This is a genomic window from Catenovulum maritimum (genome assembly GCF_001050375.1).
Taxonomy (GTDB): Bacteria; Pseudomonadota; Gammaproteobacteria; order Enterobacterales; family Alteromonadaceae; genus Catenovulum; species Catenovulum maritimum.
The window spans coordinates 179,837-194,038 of the sequence record NZ_KQ130485.1 but is presented as its reverse complement, the minus strand read 5'-3'; the positions used below and the strand labels follow the sequence as shown (position 1 = coordinate 194,038).

The window sequence follows — 14,202 nt, the reverse complement described above, 5'->3', positions numbered from 1 at the left end:
TCAGAGTAAAATCGGCGAATATTCGTCGGTTTTACTCTATTTAACCTGCTCTTTTTAATTTTGCTTTACCCCAGCAGCAGAAAAGAGTTTAGCTAACATTAACAAAGCAAAACTTAATACTAGGTCGAACAATAAGCATCCCATAGTTGCCACTAAAGCGCCCCATACTATCGCATTGGTATTGAGTGGAACTATATAAGTATATTCTTGCTTAGCTTGCTGCATGACCTCTGGATTAGGGTTTTGCAATAAATGCCACGCAATTTGATATTCGGCTTGAGTTAATATTTCAGTTTCAGCTTTTAGTAACTCAACCCTTTGATAAATACTATCTATATTGACGCCATCGGCTTGCATCACTTGATCGTCGCTTTGCTGGTAATAGACAATTAATTTTTCTAAGCTGCCGCCAAAAAATTTATCTGCGGTTTGTTGAAAACCTGCCAAGTTCAATTGCGCTTCGGCCAGCCTAGCTTTCGAAATAAGTGAATATTGTTGAATAAACCCAGGTATTTGGATTGCCGATAACAGACAGCAAGAAAATATAATTAAGCGTAAGTAATTTCTAAGCATAGGAAACCACCTGTTCTTTAGCGTCTAAGATAGACTGAATTTTAACTTGTAAGTCAGCCGCATTAAGCTGCGTTGCAGGAATTGGTTGCGCTATGTTAACGGATATTTTTGACCAAAATCGTTTGGGTTTAGTGGTTAAAGCATGACCGTCTTTATGACTAAAAAAAGATCCCCACAAACCAATTAATCCAATAGGAACAACAGGCACAGGATCGCGTTGAATAATGAGTTCAATCCCTCGTCTAAACTCATTCAGTTCGCCGTCTTCGGTCAGCCTACCTTCTGGAAAAATACACACGACTTCGTCATTATTAAGTGCTTGGTGGATTTGCTCAAATGCCGAATTATAAGTCGCTATATCTTGCTTAGGGCTACAAATCGGGATAACTTTTGCGTGCTTGAAAAAGTATTTAAGCCCTGGCATCTGACTAATACTTTTATCCATAACAAATCTAACCGGCCTTTTACAGGCTCCGGCTAAAATTAACGCATCGACATAACTAACATGATTAGCCGCTAAAACCACAGCGCCAGATTTTGGGATGTGATTCAAGCCAGACGTTTTCACTCGGTACATAGTATGAGACAGCAACCAAATCATAAATCTGAGTGTAAACTCTGGGACTTGCTGATAAATATATAAGGCAACTAAGGCATTCAATACCGCCATCACCGCAAACAGCTGTGGAATACTTAATTCAATCACAGCAAGACAAACTATGGCGAATAATGCACTCATCACCATAAACAAGGCATTTAAAATATTATTTGCTGCTATCACTTGAGCTAACTGTTTTGAGTCACTTCTACTTTGAACCATGGCATAAAGAGGCACTATATAAAGCCCACCTGAAATACCGATTAACCCGAGGTTAACCATGACACTCCAGTTATCCGGATTTTGGATAAAATCAAACGCAGATTGAGTTGTTAAATAGGCATGCTCTGGCGTTGAAATTAACAAATTTAAACCAAACACAGTTAAGCCAATCGAGCCAATCGGAACCAATCCTAACTCAATATCAGAACCAGATAACTTGCTACAAAGTAAAGAGCCTAAGCCTATACCTAACGAAAAGATAGCGAGCAAAATAGAAACGACTTCAGGTTCTGCGGCTAAATACACTTTTGCAAAATTAGGAAATTGAGTTAAATAGGTTGCGCCTAAAAACCAAAACCAGCTAATCCCTAAAATGGATAAAAAAACGGCTTTATTTTGTTTGGCGATTTTAACCACAGAGACAGATTGTCGAAACGGCTGAAACTTAACTTTTAAATTAGGATTAGCTGCGCTGGCGTGAGGAATAAATTGGGCAGAAAAAAGCCCTAAACAAGCTAAGCTAACAACTAAGCAAGCGGCAAATAAAGTGCCATTGTCTAAGCCGATTAAAACACCTGCGATTAAAGTACCGAATAAAATCGCTACAAAAGTACCTAACTCAACCAAAGCGTTGCCTTGAACCAGTTGCTCCTTTGACAAGTGCTGAGGTAACAGAGCGTACTTAACTGGTCCAAAATAAGCAGATTGAGTACCCATTAAAAATAATAGTAATAACATCACCTCAACCTGCTGAAACCAAATGGCTAACGCCGCACAGCACATAATTCCGAGTTCAAATAATTTTAATCTTTTAATCAAATTGGATTTTTCAACTTTATCGGCAATTAATCCCGCATGCGCCGAGAATAAGAAAAAAGGTAAAATGAATAAAGCTGCGGCCAAATTGATAATAACATCAGAGCTTAAGCTTGAATTAGAGGTTTGAGGGAGCAGGAAAGCCACAATCAATAGCAGAGTATTTTTGTACACATTATCATTCATTGCGCCACAAGCTTGGGTGCAGAAGTAAGGTAAAAATCGTTTTTCTTTTAATAAGCTAAAAATAGATTGTGACATGGTATTTCCTTATTTTTGCCAACTAGTTAAATAATGACGCACTAAATCCGTAATCAGTTTCTCTCCCAGTAGCGGCTGACTAAATAATTTATCATCGAGTGACATTTGTGTAATCCCTTGAACAGAGGCCCAAAGTGTTCGACTTGCATCTGTGTATTCAGTTTCATCTAAACCTGGCTTTAACTGTTTTAAACTCACTTCGAGTAAACCAAACAAATGGGTAATTTTATTTAAATGATTTGCTGGGATTTCTTCATCTTCAGCTAATTTAAGCTCTAGCATTAACCGCCATAAATTGGTTTGTTCAGTTGCGAATTGATAATAAGCTAGCGCCATAGCTGCAATTTTAGTCTCTGCTTGAGTGCTAGACTCAATCGCTCTTTGGCAATAGTTTGTTAAGCGATCTAACCCAATGCCGCTTACAGCAAGCAGGCAATAATTATAGCTACCAAATACATTCAGTAATGAGCTAGGTACATACCCGACTTTTTTAGCTAATTGACGCAAACTTAGTCCTTGTATCGGCTCAGTTTGCAGATGCTCTAAAGCCCTGTCTAAAATAAGCTGCTTTAATTCTTCTCTAGTATGATCACTTCTTCGCGCCATGATAACCTCAACAAATAAAACAACGTTCAAAATAATATTAAAAAGCCGTAAATGCAAATATATTATGCTTATTCTAAAAAAGATTTGAATTTTTCGGTAATCATCTGTTGGTTAACTGGCTTCACCATGTAACCATTTGCGCCAGTATTAATTGCATTTAAGATATGTCGTTTCTCTGATATCGAAGAAATTAAGTAAAATGGCGTTTTCCATAAATCTTTATCCATTCTAACCATCTTCAATAATTCTAAACCTGAAATTTTTGGCATCTCCCAATCAGAAACAATGAGTTGATAAGGCTCTTGATCTTCATACGCTTGTTTCAATAATTGAAATGCTCGTAAACCATTTTCTGCTAAGTCGACTTGCTTGAAACCAATATTCATAAAAAAGTGACGATTGACTTTGCGCATTGATTCAACATCATCAACGAGTAGCAGCTTGCGCACTTTAGGTTTTTCTTCAGATTTATTATCAAGGTGCTCTATTTTGTTTAAAATGGAGACAACAGTAATTAATCTTGATTCAATCGCAACGCGTTTATCCCCTTCAACTTCTGGTGCATCTAATCTTTGTTGAGTACGACTGACAAACTTGCTCAATTCAGTCTGTAAGAATTTGATCTCTTTAGTCGAAAACATAGCTTTCCTCTGATGCAGGGCTGTTAGCATTAATTGCTAATATTTAATTAAAGTTTAGCCTGAAAAAATTTACAACACTCGATAATTCAATAATTTACTCATTTCGGTTAAACACATTCAGCTAAAGATTCGAATAAAACACAAAAGAATTAAATAAGTTTGAACTATTCTAAAAATATATCGTCTATCTTTATGTAGTACTTAAATGTGTTCCTGTAGTATCTCCCTGTCGCCCATCTTCATTTATGAACATGGGCTTTTTTTTGCCCGAAAAACAACAATGAAACGATTTGTTAAGCATCCTAGGAAACAAGCAAAAAAATAATCAAAGAAAAAACCAACAAAAAATGAACTCATGCTAAAAAACAGCGTCTATTCCTATGTTGTACTTAAATGTGTTCCTCTTGTATCTCGTGTCTCACTTTAGCCCATCTTCATTTATGAACATGGGCTTTTTTTTGCCCGAAAAACAACAATGAAACGATTTGTTAAGCATCTAGGAAACAAGCAAAAAGATAATCAGAGAAAAAACCAACAATAAATGAACTAATGCTAAAAAGCAGCGTCTATTCCTACGTTGTATTTAAATGTGTTCCTGTAGTATCTCATGTCTCACTTTAGCCCATCTTCATTTATGAATATGGGCTTTTTTTTGCCCGAAAAACAACAATGAAACGATTTGTTAAGCATCTAGGAAACAAGCAAAAAGATAATCAAAGAAAAAACCAACAAAAAATGAACTAATGCTAAAAAGCAGCGTCTATTCCTACGTTGTATTTAAATGTGTTCCTGTAGTATCTCATGTCTCACTTTAGCCCATCTTCATTTATGAACATGGGCTTTTTTTTGCCCGAAAAACAACAATGAAACGATTTGTTAAGCATCTAGGAAACAAGCAAAAAGATAATCAGAGAAAAAACCAACAAAAAATGAACTAATGCTAAAAAGCAGCGTCTATTCCTACGTTGTATTTAAATGTGTTCCTGTAGTATCTCATGTCTCACTTTAGCCCATCTTCATTTATGAACATGGGCTTTTTTTTACCCGAAAAACAACAATGAAACGATTTGTTAAACATCCAAGGAAACAAGCAAAAAAATAATCAAAGAAAAAACCAACAATAAATGAACTAATACAAAAAAGCAGCGTCTATTCTTATGTTGTATTTAAATGTGTTCCTCTTGTATCTCGTATTACCCTATCGCCCATCTTCATTTATGAATATGGGCTTTTTTTGTCTGAAAAACACGGCAGAAGATCTAATCAGCAAAAACAGATTAAAGTGAAGTATTAAAAATACATTGTTAATGTTTGTCTTGATCACTCACTCTAGATAATTTATTTACCAGCTCAGCAGCCACACTCTCAGAAACAAACCCAGAAACATCACCACCATGACGGGCAACTTCCTTCACTATAGTTGAAGAAATAAAGCTATTTTTTTCAATCGGCGTTAAAAAGATAGTTTCTAATTCTGGGTATAAACTACGATTAACATTTGCCAATTGAAATTCATATTCATAATCTGCGACAGCCCTAACGCCTCTAATTAATACGCTCGCTTTGTTTTGTTTCGCTAAATCAACCAACAAACCAGTAAAGCCAATCACGACAACATTCTCTAATTCGCTTGTTACTTGTTGGATCATCTCCACCCGCTCTTCTAGGCTGAAGAGTGGCCTTTTAGTTGGGCTATAAGCAACACCTATGATAATTTTATCGAAAAGCTTACTTGCTCTCTCAATTAGATCTAAATGCCCATTGGTAATAGGATCAAAAGTCCCCGGATATATTGCAGTAACAGACATAGTAAACTTACTCTAATGCAGAAAATATTTGTTTAATTTGAATTAAATAGGGTTGTAACACCTTCATATCTTGGGTGCTATTTTTTGCTTGCTGTTCTAATTGCATCGCTTGTCCCATCATATTCATCATTTGACGTTTCATTTGGGCTTTTTGCTCATCAGTCAGTGCATCTGAATTCTCTAATTGAGACAAAGCATCCATCATCTCTTTGTTAATGCCTTGAGGCATTGCTTGTTGAGCTGAAAGCGCAATAAAGCTCTGCATAATTTGAGTTTGTATTTCAAAAAATCGTGTTTGGTTCTGAATACCATATTGCTTTAATAATTGAGAAAAATCTTTGTATAAACCATGTTTTTGCAACATTTGAGTCGCGTATTCAGCTACCTGTTGCGGACTAGATTTAAGGAAATCTAGTTTATCATCCGATGCCATTTTACTTTTATTTTGCTCTAACCAAGACATAACTTGAGGTGCCGCTTTTAACCATAATTCAACTTCATTAGAAGTTAAATCTTTAGCATTAACAGAACAAACAAACCCAATTAAAATTACAAGTTGGCAAACTTTACTGATTATTTTTTTCATGCCTAAATCCCACATACTTATCCTAATCAATAGATTAAGCGCTTTTAGCTAAAATGAGAACTAAATCATAAATTATTTAATACTTATATTCCCCTTACTCTGCTAAAATTATGGGATTGGTTTGTAACGGGAATTAGAAAAATGAGTGTTAATCAAGAAATGATTAAACAACACGGTGATAGTTTATTAGCTAAATTACCGAAGGGAATTGAATGGCAACCAGATCAAAGATTTGATGCTTTAATTGCCGAAATTCCTAAACCTTTAATGCCTGAAGTTAGTCAAACATTAAAGGAACATTTTTCTCAAAAATGGAATAATAAAAATATCAAAAAAGCACCAAAAGAAGTAAAACAAGGTGCAGGTATTTTTGCCGATATGGAAAGGGATCAACTTCTTTTTGGTGAAGAAGAATCTCCAGAAGTTATGGCTGCTTGGTGGCCATGGGGTCCAGGCGCACCAGCCTCTTTGAGAATTTTTGTACCACAAGAAATTAAACCGGAAAAAGCTGGATTATTTTCTAAATTATTTTCATTCATGAAATAACCACCTCATAAAGCCTAAGATTAAACCTAATGTTAGGCTTTATAACGACTGCCAAGTATCCACGCCAATAGATTAATAACAGATAACCCTGTCAGCATTTGAGTGCTATCCTCTTGCTCCTTAATAAACATTATTTTGTATAAATTTCATCCAATAGTTGCGAATATAGGATTTTAGGTTAGAGTTATTTAATAATAATTATAATGTAATGCAGGTAATGGATGGCCTCGCTTCCGCTAAAAACATCAGCTAGAACACTCTTTGCTTGGCAAAGAAGATTCACTATCGCCATAGGCTTTTTAATGCTTTCGTGCGTGAGTGTCTGGTGTTTAACTATTTCCCACCTTACCGAGCAGCAAATCAATCAATATATTATTAACCAAATTAAGTTAAAACCTGAGATTAGCCTAGAAGAATTAGAGCAAGCGCTAGTGTCCAATCCAACATTGACTTGGTTTGTCGAATTAGATACACAAAAGCGAATCCCACTAAATCCAGAGTCTTGGTTAGATTGGTCACAACAAAGCGAAAATTTCACTATTGAGGGCAATAAAAGCTTTTACTTAAGATACATAGTTGTCGATGGGGCTCATATTATTTTTATTACCGTTAGCCTTTTTTGCTTTTGGCTAATTGTCCTTTCAGTTTTTTGGTCACTCAGCAGAACCACAGAAAAACAGCTATTTAGTTTAGAAAGAAAAGCGCGACGGTTAAACCTGTCGGCTAGAGCGAGAAATAAGAGCCAACACGAAGATTTATTCACTGTTATAAACCAACTGCTAGATGAACTTTCTTGGTCCAGACAAGAACAAAACAAAGTCGACAAGTTTATTCGGGTTCAAACCTTCTTAGATCCAGAAACAGGGATTGGAAATCGAGTTTTTTTTGAAAATAGGCTAGAAGCATTACTCAATATTGAAGAACAAATTGAGCAAGGCGCGGTTATCGGCATTCGTTTTAATCATTACGATGAACTGCAAGAGAAGTTTGGTGAAGACTTAGCAATAGAAGTGTTAAACCAATACTCAAATATTATTAATCAAAGCCTAAGAAGACATCCACAAGCTATCTTTGCTCGCTATAGCTCACAAGATTTAGCCATTATTTTGCCTAATATTGCCATCCGAGAAATAGAGCAACTCTGTAATCATTTACTTAGAGCACTTGAGCATGTTCGGCTCCCCAAAGAAGTTGATAAAGATAGCTTCTACCATATAGGTGTGGCGACCTTCAAATCAGGCGACAACCTGACTCAAATATTGCTTGAAGCTGATATGGCGATTAGGGCAGCACAGCTTCAAGGCAGCTGTAACTGGTTTATGTATCAGGATGAAGATAATGTAAAAACAGTCACTATGGGCTCGTTACAATGGCGCACCTTGCTTGAATCGACATTAAGCAACCAGAGTTTCGCCTTATATTTTCAGGCCGTTATTAATATCCAACCTCGGCAACTCAATCACCAAGAAGTATTAGTTAGATTAAGAAACCGAGATGGCAAGGTTCTAAACGCCAGCTTATTTATGCCTATGGCTCAAAAATGCGGTTTAGTAACGCCTATTGATAGGTATGTTTTAAATCGATTATTTGAACTATTTGATCAAGATATTAATAGCCCCGTCCGCTGTAGTGTCAATGTCCACGTTGAATCTTTACTTAACTTGGAATTTAAACAATGGTTAATAAATCACTTAACTATTCATGCCCACCACGCTGAACGTTTAATTATTGAAATATCAGAGCATGCGATAGTCACGCATAGTGAAGAGTTAGAAAACATCCTCTTCCAGTTAGACAGGCTCAATGTTAGGTTGTTGATAGATCAAGTTGGCCAATATGTACTTAACTCAAGTTACTTAAAACAGCACCCGGTCAGCTACTTAAAATTACATTCAAGCATTGTTAGAAACATCAACCTAAGAAGTGAGAACCAACTTTTTATCAGAAGCTTACAAGGTACATGTGCCGGCTCTAATATAAAGATATTCGCATTTGGTTTAGAGACGGAAGCTGAGTGGCAAGTAATTAAACAGCTACATTTAGCAGGGGCCCAAGGCCACTACTTTAATCAACCCGAAGCCAACTTACTCACCAAGTAGTATCGCCTCACACAACAGCTAAAGTAAAATATCACCAAAGAGCGAATTAATGTTTACCAAACCTCTTTGTTCAAAGCCTCGCCACCCTTGTACTCCTCCTGTATGGATCAAGACAATTTTTTGCCCGTTAAAAGCATTGGTACTTATTTTCTCAAATAAAGCTCTAACCGTTTTACTGGTATAAATAGGATCTAAGCAAATCTGATGTGTATGATAAAAGTCTTTAACGAAAGCCAGCAACTCAGGGCTTAGCTTAGCAAACCCGCCTAAATGAAACTCTGTCCATAGCTGCCAGTTTTTACTCGTTTTAGGGACTAAATCCGCTATCTGCTGTGCTAAATATTCACCTTTCGCGATTGCACAAACACCAATTGCTTGCTGATGCGGTTTTAAAGCTGATATAACCCCAGCTAAAGTTGTTCCGCTGCCAACAGGGCAAACAATCGTATCGAAATCTATGTCTATTTCTGAAACTAGCTGAGCAACAGACTCAATAGCAGGCTGGCCATAGCCACCTTCAGGAATAATCAGCGAGTTAGGATTTGCTTGCTGTAAGTCAGATAAAAATTGCGAGTCATATCTAAGCTGATAGGTTTTTCTATCAACAAACTGAAATGCCATCCCCTGAGCTTGGCAATCTAACAAAGTTGGATTAAGCGAAGTTGTTTGATCACCGCGAATGATAGCGCTAACTTTCAGCTTAAGCTGGGCACAAGCATAGGCTAAAGCATGTAAGTGGTTACTATAAGCACCACCAAACGACATTACATCTTTGCTTTGAGCTTGAGCCAAAGCCAAGTATGACTGTAATTTTCGCCATTTATTGCCTGAAACTACATTATGAATTAAATCATCTCGCTTGATGAATAATTCAACATTATGTTTGGATAAAAGCTCACAATTTAGTTGTTGAATTGGGCTAGGTATTTGAAACAAATAAACTTCCTGATTAAATCTTATTGGCAAGCTGTGATTAATAAGCAATAATTAGATTATATACTTATTCATTACACATGATATAGCGTGAATGTTTATAGTACTGGCGGAGTAACCAGAATCTAAAGTTGTGTTTCTATCTTAATAAATGGATTTTTATAATTATTAATGGAATATAAATAACTCTAATTTGTTCATTATTTTAATATAGTCAACGCTTATACCAACTTGGATTTTATGACAAATATTTTTCGAAGCTTAATTGGTAAATTAAAACGTAAAAGTGCAGCTACACATACTGCCGCGCTTATGATGACCAGTACCCACCTATATTTACTCATATACTTAAATGGTCAAAAGAAGCCAGTTCACCATGAAGAAATAATTAAAACGCCAGATACTAGCTGGGGTGAATGCATTGAAGAAATATTAAAAAACGAACTACTAAAAACCGCCACACTCAATATAGTTTTGCCTGGTGACCAGTATCAAATGTTAGTCGTTGATAAGCCGGATGTTGAAGAAGCAGAAATAGCTGCGGCTTTAAAATATTCAGCAAAAGACTATATTTCAGGCAGTTTAGAAGATGTTGTCATAGAATATTTTGATATACCTACCCAAATATTTGGTCAAAACAAAATCAATTTAATCGCGGCGAAGAAAAAATTTATTGAAGAGTTAATTAAAATAGCGACTAAAGCTTGCCACAGCTTACATAGAATCACGGTTGATGAGCTAGCTTACCAAGATATTTTCAATAATGATGAAGATGCGTCTATGCTAGTTATCCATCACCCTAAAGAAGAGCTATTAATGCAAATCGTTAAAGATGGTCAATTATTCTTTTTTAGACGAATTAGAGGATTTACCAATCTAGAGCAATTTGCAGAGCTAGAAATTAGTCATGGTGCATCAGACAGTTTAAGCTTAGAGATTCAGCGCTCATTGGATTATTTTGAAAGCCAATTAAGACAAGCGCCAGTAAAAAGAATCTACCTTGCAGTTTCGAATCCACACCAAAATTTATTAATCGATAAAATTGGCGAGAATTTTACCATTCCCGTATTACCACTCAAAAATAGGGTTGCTGACGAATTACCAGAGGTAGACGTAGATCAAGGTTTCTATCCAACCGTAGGCGCTGCAAAAGAGTTACTAAATGGAGTTGATTCGTGAAACGCAATATCAATTTTTATTTAGATGAATTTAAGCCAAAGCCAGATCCACTATCTTTAACCAAAGTATTAGTAGCTTGGACTGTCAGTATCTTATTGGTTGCCATTTTTAGTTTCTGGGTAAAGCAAGAAGCTAAGCAAGTTGATGCTGAACACAAGCAATTAAAGCAATCGGTTAACAGCAAAGAAATTATGATCCAAGAGTTCAATAGTGCAATTCAGACTCGAAAACAAGATCCTAAGTTAATTGAAAACATTGAAATTTTAAAACGTAAACTCGCGTTAGAACAAAAAATAATGTTTGAAGTAAATAGAAGAACTAAAGGTGAAAAATTCGGATATTCAAAATTGATGTTTGATTTATCTCATAAACGCTTAGCGGGTGTTTGGCTTAATAAGATAAGCTTTAATCAAGATGACATCAAACTCAACGGTGCAAGCAACCAAGTCTATAAAATACCTAAATGGCTGAAGCAACTCAGTAGCTCTAATTACTTTAATGGTCGAAGCTTCAAAAATTTAGAATTAAAGGCATCCGATAATGGTTTGTACACTGAATTCTCAGTCACCAGTCAATTCGAAACCAATAAAATGAGTCAGCAAACTAAGCTAGCGCTACCTAAATTAGGGGGCAATTCAGAATGAATAAAGCCCAACAGCAATGGCAAAATATAAGCGAAAAATACACGGCTTTTTCTATCCGTGAAAAAGTGATGATTTTATCTGCTGGCTTAGTTTTCTTTTTATTTGGCGGCTTTACTTGGTTTATAGAGCCAACATGGCAAAAATGGCAACAGCAACAAGCTGAACTGACAAATTTTGAACAAAAGCTAACTCGGCTCAACTCAACGTCGCTCAAGCTTCAAGAACAACTTAAAATAGATGTAAATTTGCCACTCAAGCAACAAATTGAGCAATTAAACCAAAATATAGAATTGGTTGAAGGGCAAATTCAAAAGCTAAAAACAGAATTAATTAGTGCAGAGCAAATGACTCAAGTGTTAGAAAGTATGTTAATCAAAACATCTAACCTGAAAATAATTAGCCTTGCCGCAATACCGAGTGAAAGTTTACTAAACAATAAAGCAGAGCTAACAGAAACTATAGAACCGGCCGATAAAGAGAAAATTGTTTTATATCAACATGGCATAAAGCTTAAATTAGAAGGTAGATATGAAGATATTTACCAATTTTTAAAACAGGTTGAATCTTTACCTTGGCGTTTTTATTGGCAAAACTTTGATTACAGTGTGGAAACTTATCCCAATGGTATTTTAACCATAGAGATAATATCGCTGAGCTTAACCGAGGAGTTTATAGGCTTATGAAGCAAGTAACTCTATTACTCATTTTGGCAACCTTTAGCCGAGTTAGCTTAGCTGATCTTGTCGATCCGACTCTGCCTGATTTTAGTGTGCTTGGCCAAGCAGGCCAAAAACAAACAAATTTTATTCAAAAACAAAAAAATAAAGTTTATAAATTACAAGCATTAACATATTCAGGTAATGCACGATCAGCTATCATCAATAACAAGGTATACCAGGTAGGCGATCGACTGAGTAATCAGGTTAAATTAATCGCAATCGAAAACAATTACGTGCTGTTAAATAACCAAGGTAAAAAACAAAAGCTTTTGCTTAACAAAACACAAGTAAAATCATTCTCAGAAAACCAACTAAGTGTAAAAAATAATGCGAATTAATCTTTTTTTCCTAATAATCGCGGTCAATTTACTCGCAAGCTGTCAAACAACCCAGCTGCAGCCAGAGATTGACTCAGCTTTAAAAGAAACTAAGTCGGAAAAGAAAAAGATTCCAGCTCAAGTTTTAGCTGACTTAATGCCGCAACTCGAACAAATGTCTAGTACTGAGCAAGTTGCAGAGCAAAGATTCGACATAGATGCACAAAATGTTGAAATTGGTGCCTTTTTTCAAAGTTTAGTTACTGGAACTCAACTCAATGTCATTCTTCACCCTAATACATCAGGTGAGATTAGCTTAACTTTAAAAGGAGTCACTCTAAAAGAAGTGGTCGAGCTTATTTCTGATATGTACGGCTACGATATCAAATTAAAAGGTCGTATCCTACAGATTTATCCTGCGGGTTTAAGAACAGAAACCATATCAGTCAATTACCTAGCCATGCAGCGTAGTGGCGCTTCGTATACTTCAATTACCTCTGGTGGTGTTTCAAATGCTTCAAATGGCAACCAACAAAGTAGTGGTGGCTCTTCTAGAGGTCAAAATAGTAATTCTAATTTAGGCCTTACTGGGCAAAATGCGAATAATTCGAGTAGTGATTTTGGTAGTAGTAATATTAGCAATGGTACGACCATAGTTTCAGGTAGTAATAATGACTTCTGGAAAGACCTTAAACAGGCACTTACCACACTTATAGGTGATAGCGAAAACCGCAGCATAATAGTAAACCCGCAAGCTGGTTTAGTTACAGTAAGAGCTTTCCCTGACGAAATTCGAAATATAAAAGAATTTTTAGCCGCTACTGAAGAGCAAATGCAGCGCCAAGTAATACTAGAAGTAAAAGTAATCGAGGTCAGCTTAAACGACGATTACCAACAAGGTATAGAATGGCAAACCATACTGGGTCCACAAAATAACACAACGGTTTTATCTGGCCGTTCAGGTGGTAGTATCCAAAATGCGGTATCGAGTGTACTTGGTGGCGTCACTAGCATAACTGTGAATAGAAGTGACTTTACAGGTTTAGTCCAATTACTACAAACGCAAGGCGACGCTCAAGTATTATCTAGCCCAAGATTAACGGCCTCAAATAACCAAAAAGCGGTCATCAAAGTAGGTACTGATGAATACTTTGTTACCGAGGTATCAACGACAACGGTAACAGGTACAGCAACCACATCCTCGCCGAATATAGAGCTTGAACCTTTCTTTAGTGGCATAGCTTTAGATGTAACCCCGCAAATAGATGAAAATGGCAGTGTTACCTTGCATGTTCACCCATCTGTTATCGACACCAGCGAACAAATTAAAGTGGTGACATTAAACCAACAAGATTTCACTCTGCCACTAGCGCAAAGTAATGTCAGAGAGTCAGATACCATAATCCGAGCTAACAGTGGTGAAATTGTCGTTATAGGTGGTTTAATGCAAACCTTAACCAGTAAAGTCGATGCTTCGACACCTTTGCTCGGTGATATCCCTTACTTAGGTGAATTATTTAAATCGAAAACAGAAAAATCGTTGAAAAAAGAATTAATCATTATGATTAAGCCAACTGTTGTTGGCGCTGGAACTTGGCAAGAGCAATTAAAACGTTCTTCAGATTTACTAGATAAATGGTACAAGTCGGAGTAA

14 protein-coding genes are annotated in these 14,202 nt (G+C 36.3%); 7 read left to right on the top strand and 7 right to left on the bottom strand.

Going from position 1 to position 14,202, the window contains the following annotated elements; translation table 11 throughout:
- Positions 1–54 precede the first annotated feature (54 nt).
- From XM47_RS06250 to XM47_RS06225, 6 genes are all read right to left on the bottom strand, one after another.
- Positions 55–573, bottom strand: a complete 519-nt coding sequence (locus tag XM47_RS06250) for a DUF2937 family protein (protein ID WP_048690820.1) — start codon at positions 571–573, stop codon at positions 55–57.
- Positions 566–2,470, bottom strand: a complete 1,905-nt coding sequence (locus XM47_RS06245; protein ID WP_048690818.1) for an MFS transporter — start codon at positions 2,468–2,470, stop codon at positions 566–568. The genes XM47_RS06250 and XM47_RS06245 overlap by 8 nt, the downstream gene beginning before the upstream one ends.
- A 9-nt stretch (positions 2,471–2,479) precedes the next feature.
- Positions 2,480–3,076 (bottom strand): TetR/AcrR family transcriptional regulator, encoded by a 597-nt coding sequence (locus XM47_RS06240; RefSeq protein ID WP_048690816.1) that lies wholly within the window; start codon positions 3,074–3,076, stop codon positions 2,480–2,482.
- A 68-nt stretch (positions 3,077–3,144) separates the two neighbouring features.
- Positions 3,145–3,717, bottom strand: a complete 573-nt coding sequence (locus XM47_RS06235) for a response regulator (RefSeq protein ID WP_048690815.1) — start codon at positions 3,715–3,717, stop codon at positions 3,145–3,147.
- Between the two features lie 1,304 nt (positions 3,718–5,021).
- Positions 5,022–5,525, bottom strand: a complete 504-nt coding sequence (gene coaD, locus XM47_RS06230) for a pantetheine-phosphate adenylyltransferase (protein WP_048690813.1) — start codon at positions 5,523–5,525, stop codon at positions 5,022–5,024.
- 7 nt (positions 5,526–5,532) lie between these two features.
- Positions 5,533–6,111, bottom strand: coding sequence for a hypothetical protein (locus XM47_RS06225; protein WP_149865466.1), 579 nt, complete (start codon positions 6,109–6,111; stop codon positions 5,533–5,535).
- Positions 6,112–6,252: 141 nt separating this feature from the next.
- Here XM47_RS06225 and XM47_RS06220 point away from each other — a divergent pair, with 141 nt between their 5' ends.
- Together XM47_RS06220 and XM47_RS06215 are read left to right on the top strand one after the other, a co-directional pair.
- The gene (locus XM47_RS06220; RefSeq protein ID WP_048690810.1) at positions 6,253–6,657 is read left to right on the top strand and encodes a hypothetical protein; all 405 of its coding nucleotides are present in this window, start codon (positions 6,253–6,255) and stop codon (positions 6,655–6,657) included.
- Positions 6,658–6,878: 221 nt separating this feature from the next.
- Entirely contained in the window at positions 6,879–8,756 is a 1,878-nt protein-coding gene (locus XM47_RS06215; protein WP_048690808.1) for an EAL domain-containing protein, read from the top strand.
- A gap of 18 nt (positions 8,757–8,774) precedes the next feature.
- On the opposite strand, the gene XM47_RS06210 is transcribed toward XM47_RS06215, so the two are convergent.
- Positions 8,775–9,692 carry a 1-aminocyclopropane-1-carboxylate deaminase/D-cysteine desulfhydrase gene (locus XM47_RS06210; RefSeq protein ID WP_048690806.1) on the bottom strand — a complete coding sequence of 306 codons (918 nt, stop codon included), beginning with the start codon at positions 9,690–9,692 and terminating at the stop codon, positions 8,775–8,777.
- 237 nt (positions 9,693–9,929) lie between these two features.
- Here XM47_RS06210 and XM47_RS06205 point away from each other — a divergent pair, with 237 nt between their 5' ends.
- From XM47_RS06205 to mshL, 5 genes are read left to right on the top strand one after another with little or no spacing between them, the layout of a single operon-like run.
- On the top strand, positions 9,930–10,868 hold the full coding sequence (locus XM47_RS06205; protein ID WP_048690804.1) for a hypothetical protein: 939 nt from the start codon (positions 9,930–9,932) through the stop codon (positions 10,866–10,868).
- Positions 10,865–11,512 (top strand): PilN domain-containing protein, encoded by a 648-nt coding sequence (locus XM47_RS06200; protein ID WP_048690802.1) that lies wholly within the window; start codon positions 10,865–10,867, stop codon positions 11,510–11,512. Before XM47_RS06205 ends, XM47_RS06200 begins: the two co-directional genes overlap by 4 nt.
- Positions 11,509–12,195, top strand: a complete 687-nt coding sequence (locus XM47_RS06195; RefSeq protein ID WP_048690800.1) for a type II secretion system protein GspM — start codon at positions 11,509–11,511, stop codon at positions 12,193–12,195. Before XM47_RS06200 ends, XM47_RS06195 begins: the two co-directional genes overlap by 4 nt.
- Positions 12,192–12,569, top strand: a complete 378-nt coding sequence (locus XM47_RS06190; protein ID WP_048690798.1) for a general secretion pathway protein GspB — start codon at positions 12,192–12,194, stop codon at positions 12,567–12,569. The genes XM47_RS06195 and XM47_RS06190 overlap by 4 nt, the downstream gene beginning before the upstream one ends.
- Positions 12,559–14,202, top strand: a complete 1,644-nt coding sequence (mshL, locus tag XM47_RS06185; RefSeq protein ID WP_048690796.1) for a pilus (MSHA type) biogenesis protein MshL — start codon at positions 12,559–12,561, stop codon at positions 14,200–14,202. The genes XM47_RS06190 and mshL overlap by 11 nt, the downstream gene beginning before the upstream one ends.